Here is a 12,742-nt window from a genome sequence, read left to right as displayed (position 1 = left end):
GCCTGCCTCCATGAGACAAACGTCTAGCTGCTCTCCACACCCCTGCAGAAGTGTGAACTCTTGCCCAAGGAGATAAGGGCTCGTCAGCCGGGCTGTCTTCACCGGCACTGCATCTACGACTTTCGAGCCAGCACTGAGAGGCTGGGGTATCGGAGAGCGTCAACTTCCGCATGAGCAGACTAGAGGAAGTCAGCCGTGAATGCAAGATGCCCCCGGCTCTGTCTACTTGGTGACGAATCAAGGAGAGCCGGGGGCGGTGCGTAGATGCGGGACTACCGTACCACGGATAACGGTCCCGCGTTATCGATGCTACTCAGATTCTACTTCTGAGTCGTCGTTGAGGCTGGTCGCTACGAGGTGCTCCACCTTCACTCGGTTGGATGCTCGACCCTTCTCTACCCGCACGCTGAGGAGCGTGCGCACCAGCTCTCGCTGCCGGTCGAGGTCGAGTGCGTCGAAGGCCGCTCCCATTTGGTTCGCACGCTCTGCCGCGTCAGCGATGCTGACCCAGCCCCGGGTGAAGAGACCAGCTCTGAGCTGAGCGAACGTGCCCGTTGCCGACGCCGCACGTGCCAGCTCCAGTGCCTTCTCTGCGGCCTCCCGCTGCCCCTTCAGAGCGATGAGCTGCGAGCGAGCAACGTCGGGCGGGATAAGACCTTCTGCGCGGTCCTGGAAGAGCTGAGCGACTGTGGCGCTGTTGCTGGCCAGCTTGCTGGCGAGTGCAGGGATGTCGCCGTTGGCCTCCTTGGTCGTGTCGCTCGGTGCGAAGAGGATGGCCTTCACTACCTCTGCTCGGACAACGGGGTCGAGTGACTTCTTCTGGATGCTGACGTGCTTCAGGTTGGTCCTGCACATGTACGCGCGCATGTAGACCAGCGGAGCGTCACAGATGGCGCATCGAGCCAGACCGCTGAGAAGGTGCTTCACGCCAGGGCCAGGGGTCGTCTTCCGTGTGGGGTCGCTCAGGAGCGCTCGAACCTCCTCGGCCAGCTCTGCACTCACGATGGGCTGCACGGCTTCTGAGCGGGTCGCCTGGCCCTTGTAGAGGGCGCTGCCCGTGTACACCTCGGACTGGAGGATGTACCGGACCCGCCTAGGGCTCCACGAGCGGCCAGGTGCAGGGTCGATGCCCTTGGTCACGAGGTCCTGTGAGAGGCTGCGGACGCTGACACCCTCCCTGAAGCGCTCGAAGAGGCTGCGCACGATGACGGCCTCAGCCTCGCGGATTTCCCGGCCGTTGGACTCATAGCCGAACCTGCGTCGGCCGGGGTTCGGCATGGCCTTCGAGGCCCTGTACTCGTTGGCACGGAGCTGACGCTCACCCTTCCGGCGCGTCTCGAAGCGAGCAATCGACGTGAGCATGGTGGCTCGAAACTCTCCATCTGCGGAGGTCAGGTCCAACTGCCCATCGACGGTCAGCACCGCAACGTTCGTCTCGGTGATTGCCAGGAGGTCCGGCAGGGAGCGAAGGAGGCGGTCCAGGTCCACAGCGAGCAGAACGTCGAAGCGGCCGTCCTTGGCCTCCCTCAGCATCCGTGCCCATGCTGTGCCTGCTCCACGAACCTTGGAGGCGCTCGTCTCGTTGTCCTGGTAGGTCTCGACCACGGTGTAGCCACGAGCCTCCGCCAGCTCTTTGCAACGCTCTAGCTGGCGGTCGATACCTTCGGCCCTGTCGAGGCTCTGGCGGGCGTAGATGGCTGCTGCGCGTTGGGTGCTCACGCATACAACCTACATAGTGCTGCAGGAATCGCCAGCGGGTGGGCGTGGTGCCCGGCGGGACCTCGGTCGCGACGCCGCAGCCGGGGGTGGCGATGATGCGGTGGAGGAGGTCGGCGTGGGCCGTCGGGTAGAGGCGGTCCGCTCCCCCGGCGAGGAACGCGACCGTGCGACCTCCCGAGCCGAGGGCGGCGCGGTGGGCGACCGCGTCGATCCCGAAGGCGCCGCCCGAGACGACCGAGACGCCGCGGGTCGCGACGCCCGCCGCGAGCTCGGCGGCCACGTGCTCGCCGTAGCCGGTCGCGGCGCGTGCGCCGACGAGGGCGAGGCGGTGCGGCGGAGCGAAGGCGGCGGGATCGCCGCGCAGCCAGAGCAGGAGCGGCGCGTGCGGCCCGAGGTCGTCGAGCGACTCGGGCCACTCGGGAGCCCCGGGAAGCAGCAGCCGGGCGCCGAGGCGCTCAGCGATCTCGAGACGGCGGAACAGGAGCCTGCGGTCCAGGCGCGGCCGCCAGCGGGTCAGCCCCGACTGCAGCGCGGCGACCTCGGAGTCGAGCAGCGCGCTCGCCGGGTCACCCTCCTCGGAGGGAGCGCGATGCGGAGGCGCGAGGATCTCCTCCGCGGAGGAGGACGACACGACGTGCGCGAACGCCTCCGCCGGCCCGACCCGCTCGATGAGGAGGGCTGCGACGGAGTCGCCGGGCTCGGTCAGCGAGTTCCAGGCGCATCGAGCGGCGGCGTCCACGAGCTCGCTCCGCGCGCCGTCCGACTCGCCCGTCCTCTCGGCAGCTGACCCCGGATCGGCTGCGCTGCTCGGCAGCAGTCGACGAACGGCGTCGAGCTCTGCGGCGTCGAAGAGCGCGTCGGGCCGGATCACGCGGCACCCCCGCGGAGGACGAGCGCGCGCGCGAGGTGGGCGGCACTCGGCCGGTCGGCTGCGTCGAGGTCGGCGAGCGTCCAGGCCAGCCGCAGGACCCGGTCGTAGCCGCGCATGGTCACCAGACCGCGCTCGAGGGCCCGGTCGAGCGTGCGGGACTCGGCGCTGGTCGGGCGCACCGCGTCCGAGCGCAGCCACGCGCCGGAGACCTCCGAGTTGAGCGTCCACGGAGTGGAGGCGAGGCGGGCGCCGGCCAGGGACCGAGCAGCAGCGACACGGGCGCGGGCCTCGGCCGTCGACATCCCCGGCGAGTCGCGGCGCGCCGCCAGCTGAGCCGCGCTGATGCGGCGGACGGTCAAGCGGATGTCGACGCGGTCCAGTAGCGGGCCGCTGAGCCGCGCCAGGTACCGGCGGCGGACCGCGGGGGCGCAGGTGCAGGTCTCACCGGGAATGCCGAAGCGGCCGCACGGGCACGGGTTCGCCGCGAGGACGAGCTGCACCCGGGCGGGGAACTCGGCGACGGCGTTCGCACGGTGGATGCGGATCACCCCGGACTCGAGCGGCTGGCGCAGCGCGTCCAGGGCCACCGAGGAGAACTCGGGGGCCTCGTCGAGGAACAGCACTCCGCGGGTGGCGCGGGCGACCGCGCCGGGACGGATGCGTCCGCTGCCGCCGCCGACTATCGCCGCGGACGAGGCGGAGTGGTGCGGACTCTCGAACGGCGGCCTGCGCACCAGCGCGCCACCGGTCGGCGCTCCGACGAGCGAGCGCATGCAGGTGGCCTCGAACGCGGCGGCGTCGTCGAGATCGGGGAGGATGCCCGGCAGGCGCGAGGCGAGCATCGTCTTCCCGGCGCCGGGAGGCCCGAGCAGGAACACGTGGTGCCCGCCCGCCGCCGCGACCACCATCGCCTCGGCCGCCTCCTCGTTCCCCACCACGTCGGAGAGGTCGAGGCGGGCCTCCGGCTCGGACACCGTCGCAGACGGCGGCGCGGCCTCGGGGAGCACCGGCACTTCCCACTCGGCTCCGTGCCAGACGGCGGCCGCCGCCAGCGAGGAGACCGCGATCACCTCGACGCCGTCGACCAGCTCCGCCTCGAGGCGGTCCTCGACGGGGACCATCACGCGGCGCCTGCCCTCGCGGGCGGCCGCGAGCACCGCGGGCAGCACGCCGGGGACGGAGCGCAGCCGGCCGTCCAGCCCGAGCTCCCCGATGTGGACGACCGCGGCGACCGACTCCGCATCGACCTCACGGAGCGACGCGAGCGCGGCCAGCCCGATGGCGAGATCGAAGGCGGAGCCGTGCTTGGGCATCGCGGCCGGCGAGAGGTTCACGGTGATCTTGTATTCGGCGATGGTGCTGCCGGAGTTGATCGCCGCCGAGCGCACCCGCTCCTTCGCCTGGGCGAGCGCGGCGTCGGGCAGGCCGATGATCACCATGCCGGGCGTGCCGTCGGCCGAGTGGGCCTCCACCCCGACCACGGCTCCCGCGAAGCCGACGAGACCGACCGCGGAGGTCCTCCCCAGGCCCATCAGGCCACCGCCCGCAGGTGCCGGATCTGCGACGGGACTCCCCCGGGAGCGACGATGCCGACCGCGTCGATCCGCAGATGCCGGGAGCGCTCGTGGTGCTCATCGGCCCAGGCGTAGGCGAGTCGGCGCAGGCGCTGCGCCTTGGCCCGCGTGATGGCCTCGACCGGCAGTCCGAAGCGCGTCGACGAGCGCGTCTTCACCTCCACCACGACCAGTGCCGACCCGTCGCGGGCCACGATGTCGAGCTCGCCCTCGCGGACCCTCCAGTTGCGGTCGAGGATCTCGAATCCGCTGTCTCTCAGGTGCGCCGCCGCGATCTCCTCGCCGCGCCGCCCCAGTTCGTCCTTGTCCATGCGTCCTCCTGCCGGAAGCGTGACTGAGCAGGCGGGCGCGCCGGGGTGGAGGGTGACGGTTCCGTGGAGAACGGGCCGGATCGACGGCTGTGGAGGGAGGCCGGGCACCGGCAGGACGGCGGACGGCGGCTGCTCGACCTGCACGTGGCGGGACCGGGGGTCTCGATACGCCGCCGGAGGCGGCTACTCGACCAGCAAGGAGTTCAGAGGCGGCTGCTCGACCGGCGAAGACGGGCGGCTACTCGACCAGCACCGGGGCCGGAGCCTGCGACGACAGAGCCCTACTCGTCGAGTGCGAGCTCCTTGGGGAGCTCGAACTCCTTGCGGGACAGCTCCTCGACGTTGACGTCCTTGAACGTCAGCACGCGCACCGACTTCACGAAGCGGTCGGAGCGGTAGACGTCCCAGACCCACACGTCGCGCATGGTCAGCTCGAAGTAGAAGTCGTGCTCGGTGTCGCGGCGGACCAGGTCGACCTCGTTCGCCAGGTAGAACCGGCGCTCGGTCTCGACGACGTACGAGAACTGCGAGACGACGTCGCGGTACTCCCGGTACAGTGCCAGCTCGACCTCGCGGTCGTAGTCCTCGAATTCGTCCTCATCCATCGTTGGACAATCCTACGCCGCGCCGACGGGCCCGGACGCCGGGACCGCCTCGTCGGCGCTCTCCCGCGACTTCGACAGCCAGGTCACCCGGTGCAGCGGGGACGGGCCTACCCGCTCGATCCCCGCCCAGTGCGCCGCGCTGCCGTAGCCCTTGTTGCTGTCCCAGGCGTAGTCGGCGAAGTCGTCGTGGTGGCGCACCATCTGGCCGTCCCGTCCCACCTTCGCGAGCACGGAGGCGGCGGACACGGCGGCGCAGTCGCGGTCGGCCTTCACGCGGGTGACGATCGTCAGCTCGGCCGCCCACCCGCCCAGCGCGGGCGTCAGCCAGTCGTGCGCGCCGTCGAGGAGGACGACGGCGGTGGCGAGGTCGACGCCCTGGTCGGCGAGGCGCTCGATGCCCCTGGACGCGGCGCGGCCGAGGCCGGCGATGATCCCGGTCTCGTCGATCTCGTCCGCGGAGGACTCGCCGATCGCCCAGGCCGAGACCCACTTCGCCACTCCCGGCAGCAGCGCTTCGCGGCGGGCGGGAGCGAGCATCTTGGAGTCGCGGAGTCCTTCGGGGAAGCGCCCGCAGCGCGTGCCGATCGACACGACGCCGACCGAGACCGGGCCGGCGATGGCGCCGCGGCCGACCTCGTCGCAGCCGATGACCGTCTCGTAGCCCTGCCGGAAGAGGCGCCTCTCCTGGGTCAGCGTCGGCTCGGCGACGACCACCTAGCCCTGCCCGCTCTGCGCGTCGTCCGAGCCCTCCTCGGAGGCCTCGGTGTCGACTCCGCGGAACACCGACGGGTAGTCATCGAGCCACGCCCACTGCTGCACGGGCCAGGTCACGAGGATCGCGCGACCCACGACGTTGTCGATCGGCACGAACCCGCCGCCCGGCTTGTCGGTGTTGTAGCGGGAGTCGGCGGAGTTGTAGCGGTTGTCGCCCATCACCCAGAGCGAGCCCTCGGGCACCACGACGTCGAACGGGGTGGCCGAGACGGCCTGCACCCCGTCGGGGAGCTTCACGTATGGCTCGTCAATCGGGTTGCCGTTGATCTCGACCTGGCCGAGCGGAGTGCAGCAGGTCACGTGGTCGCCGGGCAGGCCGATGACGCGCTTGATGAGGTGGTCGTTGCTGTCGGGGGCGGTGAGGCCGACGAGCGCGAGAGCCGAGTCGACCGCGGCCTGGAACGGCGGCACGGAGGGCTCGGAGCTCGGCGAGAGCCAGCCGCCGGGATCGCGGAAGACGACGACGTCGCCGCGCGAGATCGGCACGACTCCGGGCACGAGCTCGTTCACGAGGATCCGGTCGTTCTCGACGAGCGTCTGCTCCATCGAGGAGGAGGGGATGTAGAACGAGCGGATCAGGAAGGTCTTCACCAGGAAGGAGACCAGCACCGCGACCACGAAGATGATCAGCACGTCGCGGAGGAAGAGCAGGACGCCCCGGCGCTTGCGCGGGCGCTTCTCGGACGGATCCGCCGAGTGGCGGGCGTGGTCCTCGCCTCCGGGGAGGCGGACCGGGGCCGTGCTGTCTGTCATCGCTCGCCGTCGCCCCTACTGTGCATCACCGGGTGGACTCCCCGGACGGATCGCCCCCGAGAAAGCGAGGAACCCCGGTCCATCATAGGTGGACCGGGGTTCCCGAGAAGTCGTGCGGATGCCGCTCAGGCGTCGCGCTTCTCCTTGATCTTGGCCTTCTTGCCGCGCAGGTTGCGCAGGTAGTAGAGCTTCGCGCGACGGACGTCACCGCGGGTGACGACCTCGATGTGGTCGATGACCGGCGAGTGCACGGGGAACGTGCGCTCGACGCCGACCTGGAAGCTCACCTTGCGGACGGTGAAGGTCTCGCGGACGCCCTCGTTGGAGCGGCCGATGACGACGCCCTGGAAGACCTGGATGCGCGAGCGGGAGCCCTCGACGATGTTGACGTGGACCTTGACGGTGTCGCCGGCGCGGAAGTCCGGGACATCGCTGCGGAGGGACGCCGCATCGACGGAATCGAGGATGTGCATGCTGTATCGCTCTCCGTGCCCGCCACAGGTCGAACACCGTTTCGTTGATGGAAGTCGGTCGTGCCCACGTCGTCGCGGCTCCCCTGTGGCAGAGCCTGCGCGAGGCACAAGCGCTCATTCTGCCATGCCGCGTCGATCCGCGTCAAAGCAGGGTGTTCCACGAGCAAGGCCCCGCAGCGGAACGACCCCTCGCAGGAGGCCTGTGCCCTCAGAGGACGATGGTCTGCCCGTCCTGGGGGCGCTCCGGGTCGAAGCCCTCGCCGGCGACGGGGCGGTGAGCGCCCTCGGCCTGCACGGACGCCGCCTCCGAGAAGGCGAGGAGAGTGGCGCGCGCGTCGGCGAGGAACCGCCACGCCGAGTGCCAGAAGGCGGCCACTCCGAGGACCACCGAGAGCAGGCCCAGCGCCCAGGCGCCGGGCGGGAAGAAGCCGAAGGCGATCAGGGAGAGGTGCCACGCGCCGACCACGGCCACGTCGCCCCACGCGGGGGTGCGCGTGGGCCGCACGGTCACCCGGAATGCGACGATCGCGGCCACAGCCGTGAGTGCGACCGCCAGAATGGGAAGGGCGATCACCAGGCCGAGCACGGTCCAGCCGCTCGATCCTCCGAAGACCCCGTACCCGAAGAGGATCCAGAGGGGCAGCACGATCGCCGCCGGGAACTGCCAGGAACCGAATGCCCGTCGCGTGCGCATGCACCGACCGTACCCACCACCGCTGAACAACGGCTCAGCGGACCCCGAGAGGATCAGGATGATCGAGCTACGCACCCCCGCCGAGATCGAGGAGATGCGTCCCGCCGGCCGCTTCGTCGGCGAGGTACTGAAGGCCACCTCCGCCGCCGCCGCCGTGGGCGTGAACCTGCTGGAGCTCGACCGGCTCGCCCACGACATGATCCGCAGGGCCGGCGCCGAGTCCTGCTACATCGACTACCACCCCTCCTTCGGCGCGAGCCCCTTCGGCAAGGTCATCTGCACCTCCGTCAACGACGCGGTGCTGCACGGCCTGCCCTTCGACTACCGCCTGAAGGACGGCGACCTGCTCACCCTCGACTTCGCCGCCTCCGTGAACGGCTGGGTCGCCGACTCGGCGATCAGCGTCGTGGTCGGGACGCCGCGCGAGGAGGACCTCGCCCTCATCGACACCACCACCCGCGCGCTCGAGGCCGGCATCGCCGCCGCGCAGCCCGGGAAGAAGATCGGCGACATCTCCGCGGCCATCGCGGCCGTCGCGCGCGCCGAGGGCCTGTCCATCAACACCGACTTCGGCGGCCACGGCGTCGGCCGCACGATGCACGGCGACCCGCACATCCCCAACGACGGACGCGCCGGCCGCGGCTACCCGCTCCGCCCGGGCCTCGTCGTCGCGATCGAGCCGTGGTTCCTGCAGACGACCGACGAGATCTACACGGACAAGGACGGCTGGACCCTCCGCAGCCGCGACGGCTCGCGCGGCGCCCATATGGAGCACACGATCGCCATCACCGAGACGGGGAACGTCGTCCTCTCCGCTCGAGACTGACCGAGTAGTGGACAGCGTCACTATCCGATAGCGATACTGTCCGTGTGCGAATCTCGGAGCTCAGCCGCAGCAGCGGCGTCAGCCTGCCCACGATCAAGTACTACATCCGGGAGGGGCTGCTGCCGCCGGGCGACGCCGCCGGCCCCCAGCGGGCGGAGTACGGGGACGCCCACGTCGCCCGCCTGACGCTGCTCCGGGCGCTCATCGAGAGCGGCGGCGTCGGCATCGCCGGCGCGAAGCGGATCGCGGCCGCGCTCGACGCGGGCATCGGCCCGACTGCGGCGTTCGAGGTGGCGCAGGACGTGGTCTCCGTGAGCGCCGACTCGACGGCGTCCGCCACCGAAGCGTCGGTGCGGCGGATCGCCGAGACGGTGGGCGCCGACCACTGCGGCCACCCCGCCGTGGCGACGGCGGCCCGGGCGCTCGACGCGCTCGAGCTCTCCACCGGACCGATGAGCGCCCGCTGGCTCGAGGCCTACGCCCGCGCCGCCGCCCTCGTCGCCTCCGCCGACCTCGACGAGCTGCAGGCCCGCGAGAGCGTGAGCGAGCAGGCGGCCGTCGCCGCGGTCGGCACCGCGCTCGGAGACGTGGTGCTGCAGTCGCTCCGGCGCGTCGCCCAGGCGCGCGAGACGCAGAGCCGCTTCGGCGGCGGGGCGGAGGCGGTCCGATGAGCACGGCGACCGAGACGCCCGCGAGCACAGCCTCCGCCGCCCCGCATCGGCCCCTCCTGGTGCTCGCTGCCGCGATGGCGGTCGGCGCCCTCCTCTGTGTGATCGCACTGGTCGTCGATCCCCGCGAGCTCGGCGGGCAGCCGCTCTGGGCCAAGCCGCTGAAGTTCTGCCTGTCGATCGCGCTGTACGCCGTGACGCTCGCCTGGCTGATCGGGCTCGTGCCCCGCCGACGCCGCCTCGCCCGAGCGCTGGGCACGATCGCGGCGGTCGGCCTGGCGGTCGAGATGGTCGTGATCGGAGGCGCCGCCCTGGTCGGCGAGCGCAGCCACTTCGACGTCTCCACTCCCCTGCACGCCGCGCTCTGGGCCTCGATGGCCGTCTCGATCGTGGTGGTCTGGCTGGCGACGCTGGTCCTCGCCGCCCTCCTGGCGCGGGTGCCGCTCGGCGACCCGGCGCTGACGCTCGCCGTACGCGCCGGACTCGTGATCGGGCTCGTCGGGATGGGCCTCGCGTTCCTGATGACGGGCCCGTCGCCCGGCCAGATCAGCGACTACCAGGGCGTCGTCGGCGCGCACGCCGTCGGAGTCGCGGACGGCGGACCGGGACTCCCGCTGCTGGGCTGGAGCACCACCGGCGGCGATCTGCGCATCCCGCACTTCGTCGGGATGCACGCCCTCCAGGGGCTCCCGCTGCTCGCGCTGCTGCTCGGACGGATGGCACCCCGGATCCCCGTGCTGCGCCCTGGATCGACCCGGCTGCGGCTCGTCGCACTGGCCTCGGCGGCCTGGGCGTCCGCCGTCGGCCTCACCTGCTGGCAGGCACTGCGCGGACAGGCGCTGACCGCACCGGATCCGATGACCCTCGCCGTCGCTACTGTGGCGGTGGTCGCCCTCGCTGGAGCCACGATCCTCACCCTCGCACGAACGGAGGCCCGCGCATGAGCCGGCTGCACCGCGGCTGGACGCCGCTCGGGATCGTCTACCTCGTCCTCGCCCTCGCCGGGCTGATCGGAACGTGGACCTGGAACGTGCGGGCGATGCAGGAGGGCGCGGACGTGCTGGCCGGCCTCGCCGCGGGCGGGCCGTGGGTGTCGTCGTTCTCGACCGACCTGCTGGTCGTCGCGATCGCGGCCGTCGCCTTCATGGTGGTGGAGGGCCGCCGGATCGGGATGCGCCGCGTGTGGATCCTGGTGCTGCTCGCGCCGCTGGTCGCCCTGGCGTTCGCGTTCCCGCTCTTCCTGGCCCTCCGCGACCGGCACCTGGCCCTCTCGACCCGGTGATCGCCGCCGCGAGATGCCACCTGTGAGGACGACACGCCGCGGCGCCGCGTCAGAGGTGGCATCTCGCAGCGGGGCTCAGGGCAGCAGTTCGGGACGGACGCGGCGGGTGCGCTCGACGCTCTGCTCGTGGCGCCAGGCGGCGATCGCCCCGTGGTTGCCGCTGAGGAGCACCGGAGGGACGTCGAGGCCCCGCCAGGAGGCCGGCTTGGTGTAACTCGGGTACTCGAGCAGCCCGTCGGAGTGGCTCTCCTCGACCAGGCTCGCCGGGTTGCCGACGACGCCCGGGACCAGGCGTCCGACGGCCTCGATCATCGCCATCACGGCGACCTCTCCTCCGTTGAGGACGTAGTCACCGAGGCTGATCAGCCGGACCCGCGCGCGCTCGGCGGTGTGGTCCACGACGCGCTGGTCGATGCCCTCGTAGCGGCCGCAGCCGAAGACGAGGGTGGACTCCTCCGCGAGCTCGCGGGCGGTCGCCTGGGTGAACAGCTCGCCCGCGGGCGACGGGAAGATCACGACGGGGTCGTCCGCGCCGTCGAGGATCGTGTCGAGCGCCTCGCCCCACGGCTCCGGTCGCATCACCATGCCGGCTCCGCCGCCGTAGGGCGTGTCGTCGACGGTGCGGTGGCGGTCGTGGGTGAAGTCGCGGAGGTCGTGCACGCCGAGCTCGATCAGCCCGCTCTGCCGCGCACGGCCGAGCAGGCTGATGTCGAGCACGCCGAAGAACTCCGGGAAGATCGAGACGATGTCGATCCTCACGACCGGGGCTCCTCCTCGGAGGTGCCGACGGCGGCGGGCGCGTCGAGGTCGTCGCCCGCAGGAGCTTCCGCGGTCTCGACGGCGTGCGTCTCGGCGGCGTCCGGCTCGTCGGCGTCCGCGGGCGCGCTCAGCGCCGGGTCCGCGAGGTCGACACCGCTGAGGTCGACCGCGGCGGGCTCCTCCTCGGGAGCCTCCTCGAACAGGCCGATCGGCGGCGTGACCGTGACGATCCCCGCGGCGGCGTCGACGGAGGGGACGATCGCGTTCACGAACGGCACCATCACCTCGCCGGAGGGGGTGCCGACGATGAGCAGGTCCTGTGCGGGGAAGTGGTCGACGCGGCGGACGGTGCCGACCTCGACGCCGTCGCGGACGACCTTCATGCCGACCAGCTGGTAGTCGTACCAGGAGTCGTCCTCGCCCGGCTGGGTCTGCACCTCCTCGTCGATCCAGAGGATCGCCTTCAGGAGGGTCTCGGCGGCGTTGCGGTCGTCGACACCCCGGAAGAACGCGACGGGGTGGCTGTTGTACCAGCGCAGCTCGACGAGCTCGAGCTTCTTGCCGTGCCACTCGGAGGTGCGGGGCACCTGCAGCGTGAACGTGGATCCGGGGGTGAAGCGCTTGTCGGGCTCGTCCGTGTACAGCTCGAGCTTGATGGCGCCCTTGAGCCCGTGGGCCTTGGTGAGTCGGGCGACGCGGAGCTGCGTCGTGCCCGGTCCGGTGACCGACACCTCTACTTGTCGGTGTCGACGACGTCGACGCGCACACGGCGCCCGTCGGCGAGCGCGGCGACGAGAGTGCGGACGGCCTTGGCGGTGCGACCGGAGCGTCCGATCACGCGGCCGAGGTCCTCGGGGTGCACGCGCACCTCGAGGACCTCTCCGCGCGGGGAGCTCGTGGCCACGACACTGACCTCATCGGGGTTCTCGACGATCCCCTTGACGAGGTGTTCGACGGCGGGAGCGAGCACTGACTACGCCTCGGTGGAGGTCTCGTCGGCGGTGTCCTCGACCGGGGCGGCCTTGGCCGGAGCCTCGGACTTCGGCTTGAGGACGGGCTTCTTCTTCGCGTCGACGACGAACGGAGCCTTGGGCTCCTTCACCTGGACGGTGCTGACGGCATCGGCGTCGCCCTTGTAGCGGCCCCAGTCGCCGGTCAGCTTGAGGATCGCGGCGACCTGCTCGGTCGGCTGCGCGCCGACTCCGAGCCAGTACTGCGCGCGCTCCGAGTCGACCTGGATGAACGAGGGCTGCTCGGTGGGGTGGTACTTGCCGATCTCCTCGATCACGCGGCCGTCGCGCTTGGTGCGCGAGTCGGCGACGACGATGCGGTAGTAGGGCGCCCGGATCTTGCCGAGGCGCTTCAGACGAATCTTGACAGCCACAATTCTCCTGTGTGGTCGTTGACCGGTGTCCGGTCGATGATGGATGAAC

At 71.2% G+C, this 12,742-nt stretch carries 16 protein-coding genes and 1 pseudogene; 4 read left to right on the top strand and 13 right to left on the bottom strand.

Annotated features, from left to right (window positions below; translation table 11 throughout):
• Positions 1-309: 309 nt before the first annotated feature.
• From C5D44_RS00185 to C5D44_RS00145, 9 genes and pseudogenes are all read right to left on the bottom strand, one after another.
• Positions 310-1,719: a recombinase family protein gene (locus C5D44_RS00185; protein ID WP_104280505.1), complete on the bottom strand. Its 1,410-nt coding sequence runs from the start codon at positions 1,717-1,719 to the stop codon at positions 310-312.
• 31 nt (positions 1,720-1,750) lie between these two features.
• A pseudogene (locus C5D44_RS00180) lies at positions 1,751-2,350 on the bottom strand (DNA-processing protein DprA); the annotation flags it as partial.
• A 236-nt stretch (positions 2,351-2,586) separates the two neighbouring features.
• Positions 2,587-4,122: a YifB family Mg chelatase-like AAA ATPase gene (locus C5D44_RS00175; RefSeq protein WP_104280504.1), complete on the bottom strand. Its 1,536-nt coding sequence runs from the start codon at positions 4,120-4,122 to the stop codon at positions 2,587-2,589.
• Positions 4,122-4,475, bottom strand: coding sequence for a YraN family protein (locus C5D44_RS00170; protein ID WP_104280503.1), 354 nt, complete (start codon positions 4,473-4,475; stop codon positions 4,122-4,124). Before C5D44_RS00170 ends, C5D44_RS00175 begins: the two co-directional genes overlap by 1 nt.
• 281 nt (positions 4,476-4,756) lie before the next feature.
• Complete coding sequence (locus C5D44_RS00165) at positions 4,757-5,080, bottom strand: DUF2469 domain-containing protein (RefSeq protein ID WP_055792576.1); 324 nt, start codon at positions 5,078-5,080, stop codon at positions 4,757-4,759.
• Positions 5,081-5,092: 12 nt separating this feature from the next.
• A complete protein-coding gene (locus C5D44_RS00160; protein ID WP_104280502.1) occupies positions 5,093-5,794 on the bottom strand; it encodes a ribonuclease HII in 702 nt (233 codons plus the stop codon).
• Positions 5,795-6,607, bottom strand: a complete 813-nt coding sequence (lepB, locus tag C5D44_RS00155) for a signal peptidase I (protein ID WP_104250528.1) — start codon at positions 6,605-6,607, stop codon at positions 5,795-5,797.
• A gap of 125 nt (positions 6,608-6,732) precedes the next feature.
• Positions 6,733-7,080, bottom strand: a complete 348-nt coding sequence (gene rplS, locus C5D44_RS00150) for a 50S ribosomal protein L19 (RefSeq protein ID WP_104223904.1) — start codon at positions 7,078-7,080, stop codon at positions 6,733-6,735.
• 208 nt (positions 7,081-7,288) lie between these two features.
• Positions 7,289-7,774 (bottom strand): hypothetical protein, encoded by a 486-nt coding sequence (locus C5D44_RS00145; RefSeq protein ID WP_104280501.1) that lies wholly within the window; start codon positions 7,772-7,774, stop codon positions 7,289-7,291.
• Positions 7,775-7,832: 58 nt separating this feature from the next.
• Here C5D44_RS00145 and map point away from each other — a divergent pair, with 58 nt between their 5' ends.
• The 4 genes from map to C5D44_RS00125 are packed head-to-tail and all read left to right on the top strand — an operon-like array spanning position 7,833 to position 10,550.
• Positions 7,833-8,600 carry a type I methionyl aminopeptidase gene (gene map, locus C5D44_RS00140; protein ID WP_104280500.1) on the top strand — a complete coding sequence of 256 codons (768 nt, stop codon included), beginning with the start codon at positions 7,833-7,835 and terminating at the stop codon, positions 8,598-8,600.
• 44 nt (positions 8,601-8,644) lie between these two features.
• A complete protein-coding gene (locus C5D44_RS00135; protein ID WP_104280499.1) occupies positions 8,645-9,271 on the top strand; it encodes a MerR family transcriptional regulator in 627 nt (208 codons plus the stop codon).
• Positions 9,268-10,212, top strand: coding sequence for a hypothetical protein (locus tag C5D44_RS00130; protein WP_104280498.1), 945 nt, complete (start codon positions 9,268-9,270; stop codon positions 10,210-10,212). Before C5D44_RS00135 ends, C5D44_RS00130 begins: the two co-directional genes overlap by 4 nt.
• Positions 10,209-10,550, top strand: a complete 342-nt coding sequence (locus tag C5D44_RS00125) for a DUF2834 domain-containing protein (protein ID WP_104280497.1) — start codon at positions 10,209-10,211, stop codon at positions 10,548-10,550. The genes C5D44_RS00130 and C5D44_RS00125 overlap by 4 nt, the downstream gene beginning before the upstream one ends.
• A gap of 75 nt (positions 10,551-10,625) precedes the next feature.
• On the opposite strand, the gene trmD is transcribed toward C5D44_RS00125, so the two are convergent.
• The 4 genes from trmD to rpsP are packed head-to-tail and all read right to left on the bottom strand — an operon-like array spanning position 10,626 to position 12,693.
• Positions 10,626-11,309 carry a tRNA (guanosine(37)-N1)-methyltransferase TrmD gene (trmD, locus tag C5D44_RS00120; RefSeq protein ID WP_104280496.1) on the bottom strand — a complete coding sequence of 228 codons (684 nt, stop codon included), beginning with the start codon at positions 11,307-11,309 and terminating at the stop codon, positions 10,626-10,628.
• Positions 11,306-12,040 carry a ribosome maturation factor RimM gene (gene rimM / locus C5D44_RS00115; protein WP_146087946.1) on the bottom strand — a complete coding sequence of 245 codons (735 nt, stop codon included), beginning with the start codon at positions 12,038-12,040 and terminating at the stop codon, positions 11,306-11,308. Before rimM ends, trmD begins: the two co-directional genes overlap by 4 nt.
• A 2-nt stretch (positions 12,041-12,042) precedes the next feature.
• Entirely contained in the window at positions 12,043-12,279 is a 237-nt protein-coding gene (locus tag C5D44_RS00110) for an RNA-binding protein (protein ID WP_068210678.1), read from the bottom strand.
• 3 nt (positions 12,280-12,282) lie between these two features.
• Positions 12,283-12,693, bottom strand: coding sequence for a 30S ribosomal protein S16 (gene rpsP / locus C5D44_RS00105; RefSeq protein ID WP_104275986.1), 411 nt, complete (start codon positions 12,691-12,693; stop codon positions 12,283-12,285).
• Positions 12,694-12,742: the final 49 nt, after the last annotated feature.

This window comes from Rathayibacter sp. AY1B5 (assembly GCF_002932795.1).
Lineage (GTDB): Bacteria > Actinomycetota > Actinomycetes > Actinomycetales > Microbacteriaceae > Rathayibacter.
The sequence above is the reverse complement of the archived record's forward strand: the minus strand, read 5'-3'. Positions and strand labels throughout refer to the sequence as shown.

Excerpts from the sequence above, each read along its gene's own strand:
- C5D44_RS00175 (WP_104280504.1), bottom strand. The coding sequence starts at position 4,122 with ATGGGCCTGGGGAGGACCTCCGCGGTCGGTCTCGTCGGCTTCGCGGGA.
- C5D44_RS00170 (WP_104280503.1), bottom strand. The coding sequence starts at position 4,475 with ATGGACAAGGACGAACTGGGGCGGCGCGGCGAGGAGATCGCGGCGGCG.
- C5D44_RS00165 (WP_055792576.1), bottom strand. The coding sequence starts at position 5,080 with ATGGATGAGGACGAATTCGAGGACTACGACCGCGAGGTCGAGCTGGCA.
- lepB (WP_104250528.1), bottom strand. The coding sequence starts at position 6,607 with ATGACAGACAGCACGGCCCCGGTCCGCCTCCCCGGAGGCGAGGACCAC.
- rplS (WP_104223904.1), bottom strand. The coding sequence starts at position 7,080 with ATGCACATCCTCGATTCCGTCGATGCGGCGTCCCTCCGCAGCGATGTC.
- C5D44_RS00145 (WP_104280501.1), bottom strand. The coding sequence starts at position 7,774 with ATGCGCACGCGACGGGCATTCGGTTCCTGGCAGTTCCCGGCGGCGATC.
- map (WP_104280500.1), top strand. The coding sequence starts at position 7,833 with ATGATCGAGCTACGCACCCCCGCCGAGATCGAGGAGATGCGTCCCGCC.
- C5D44_RS00130 (WP_104280498.1), top strand. The coding sequence starts at position 9,268 with ATGAGCACGGCGACCGAGACGCCCGCGAGCACAGCCTCCGCCGCCCCG.
- C5D44_RS00125 (WP_104280497.1), top strand. The coding sequence starts at position 10,209 with ATGAGCCGGCTGCACCGCGGCTGGACGCCGCTCGGGATCGTCTACCTC.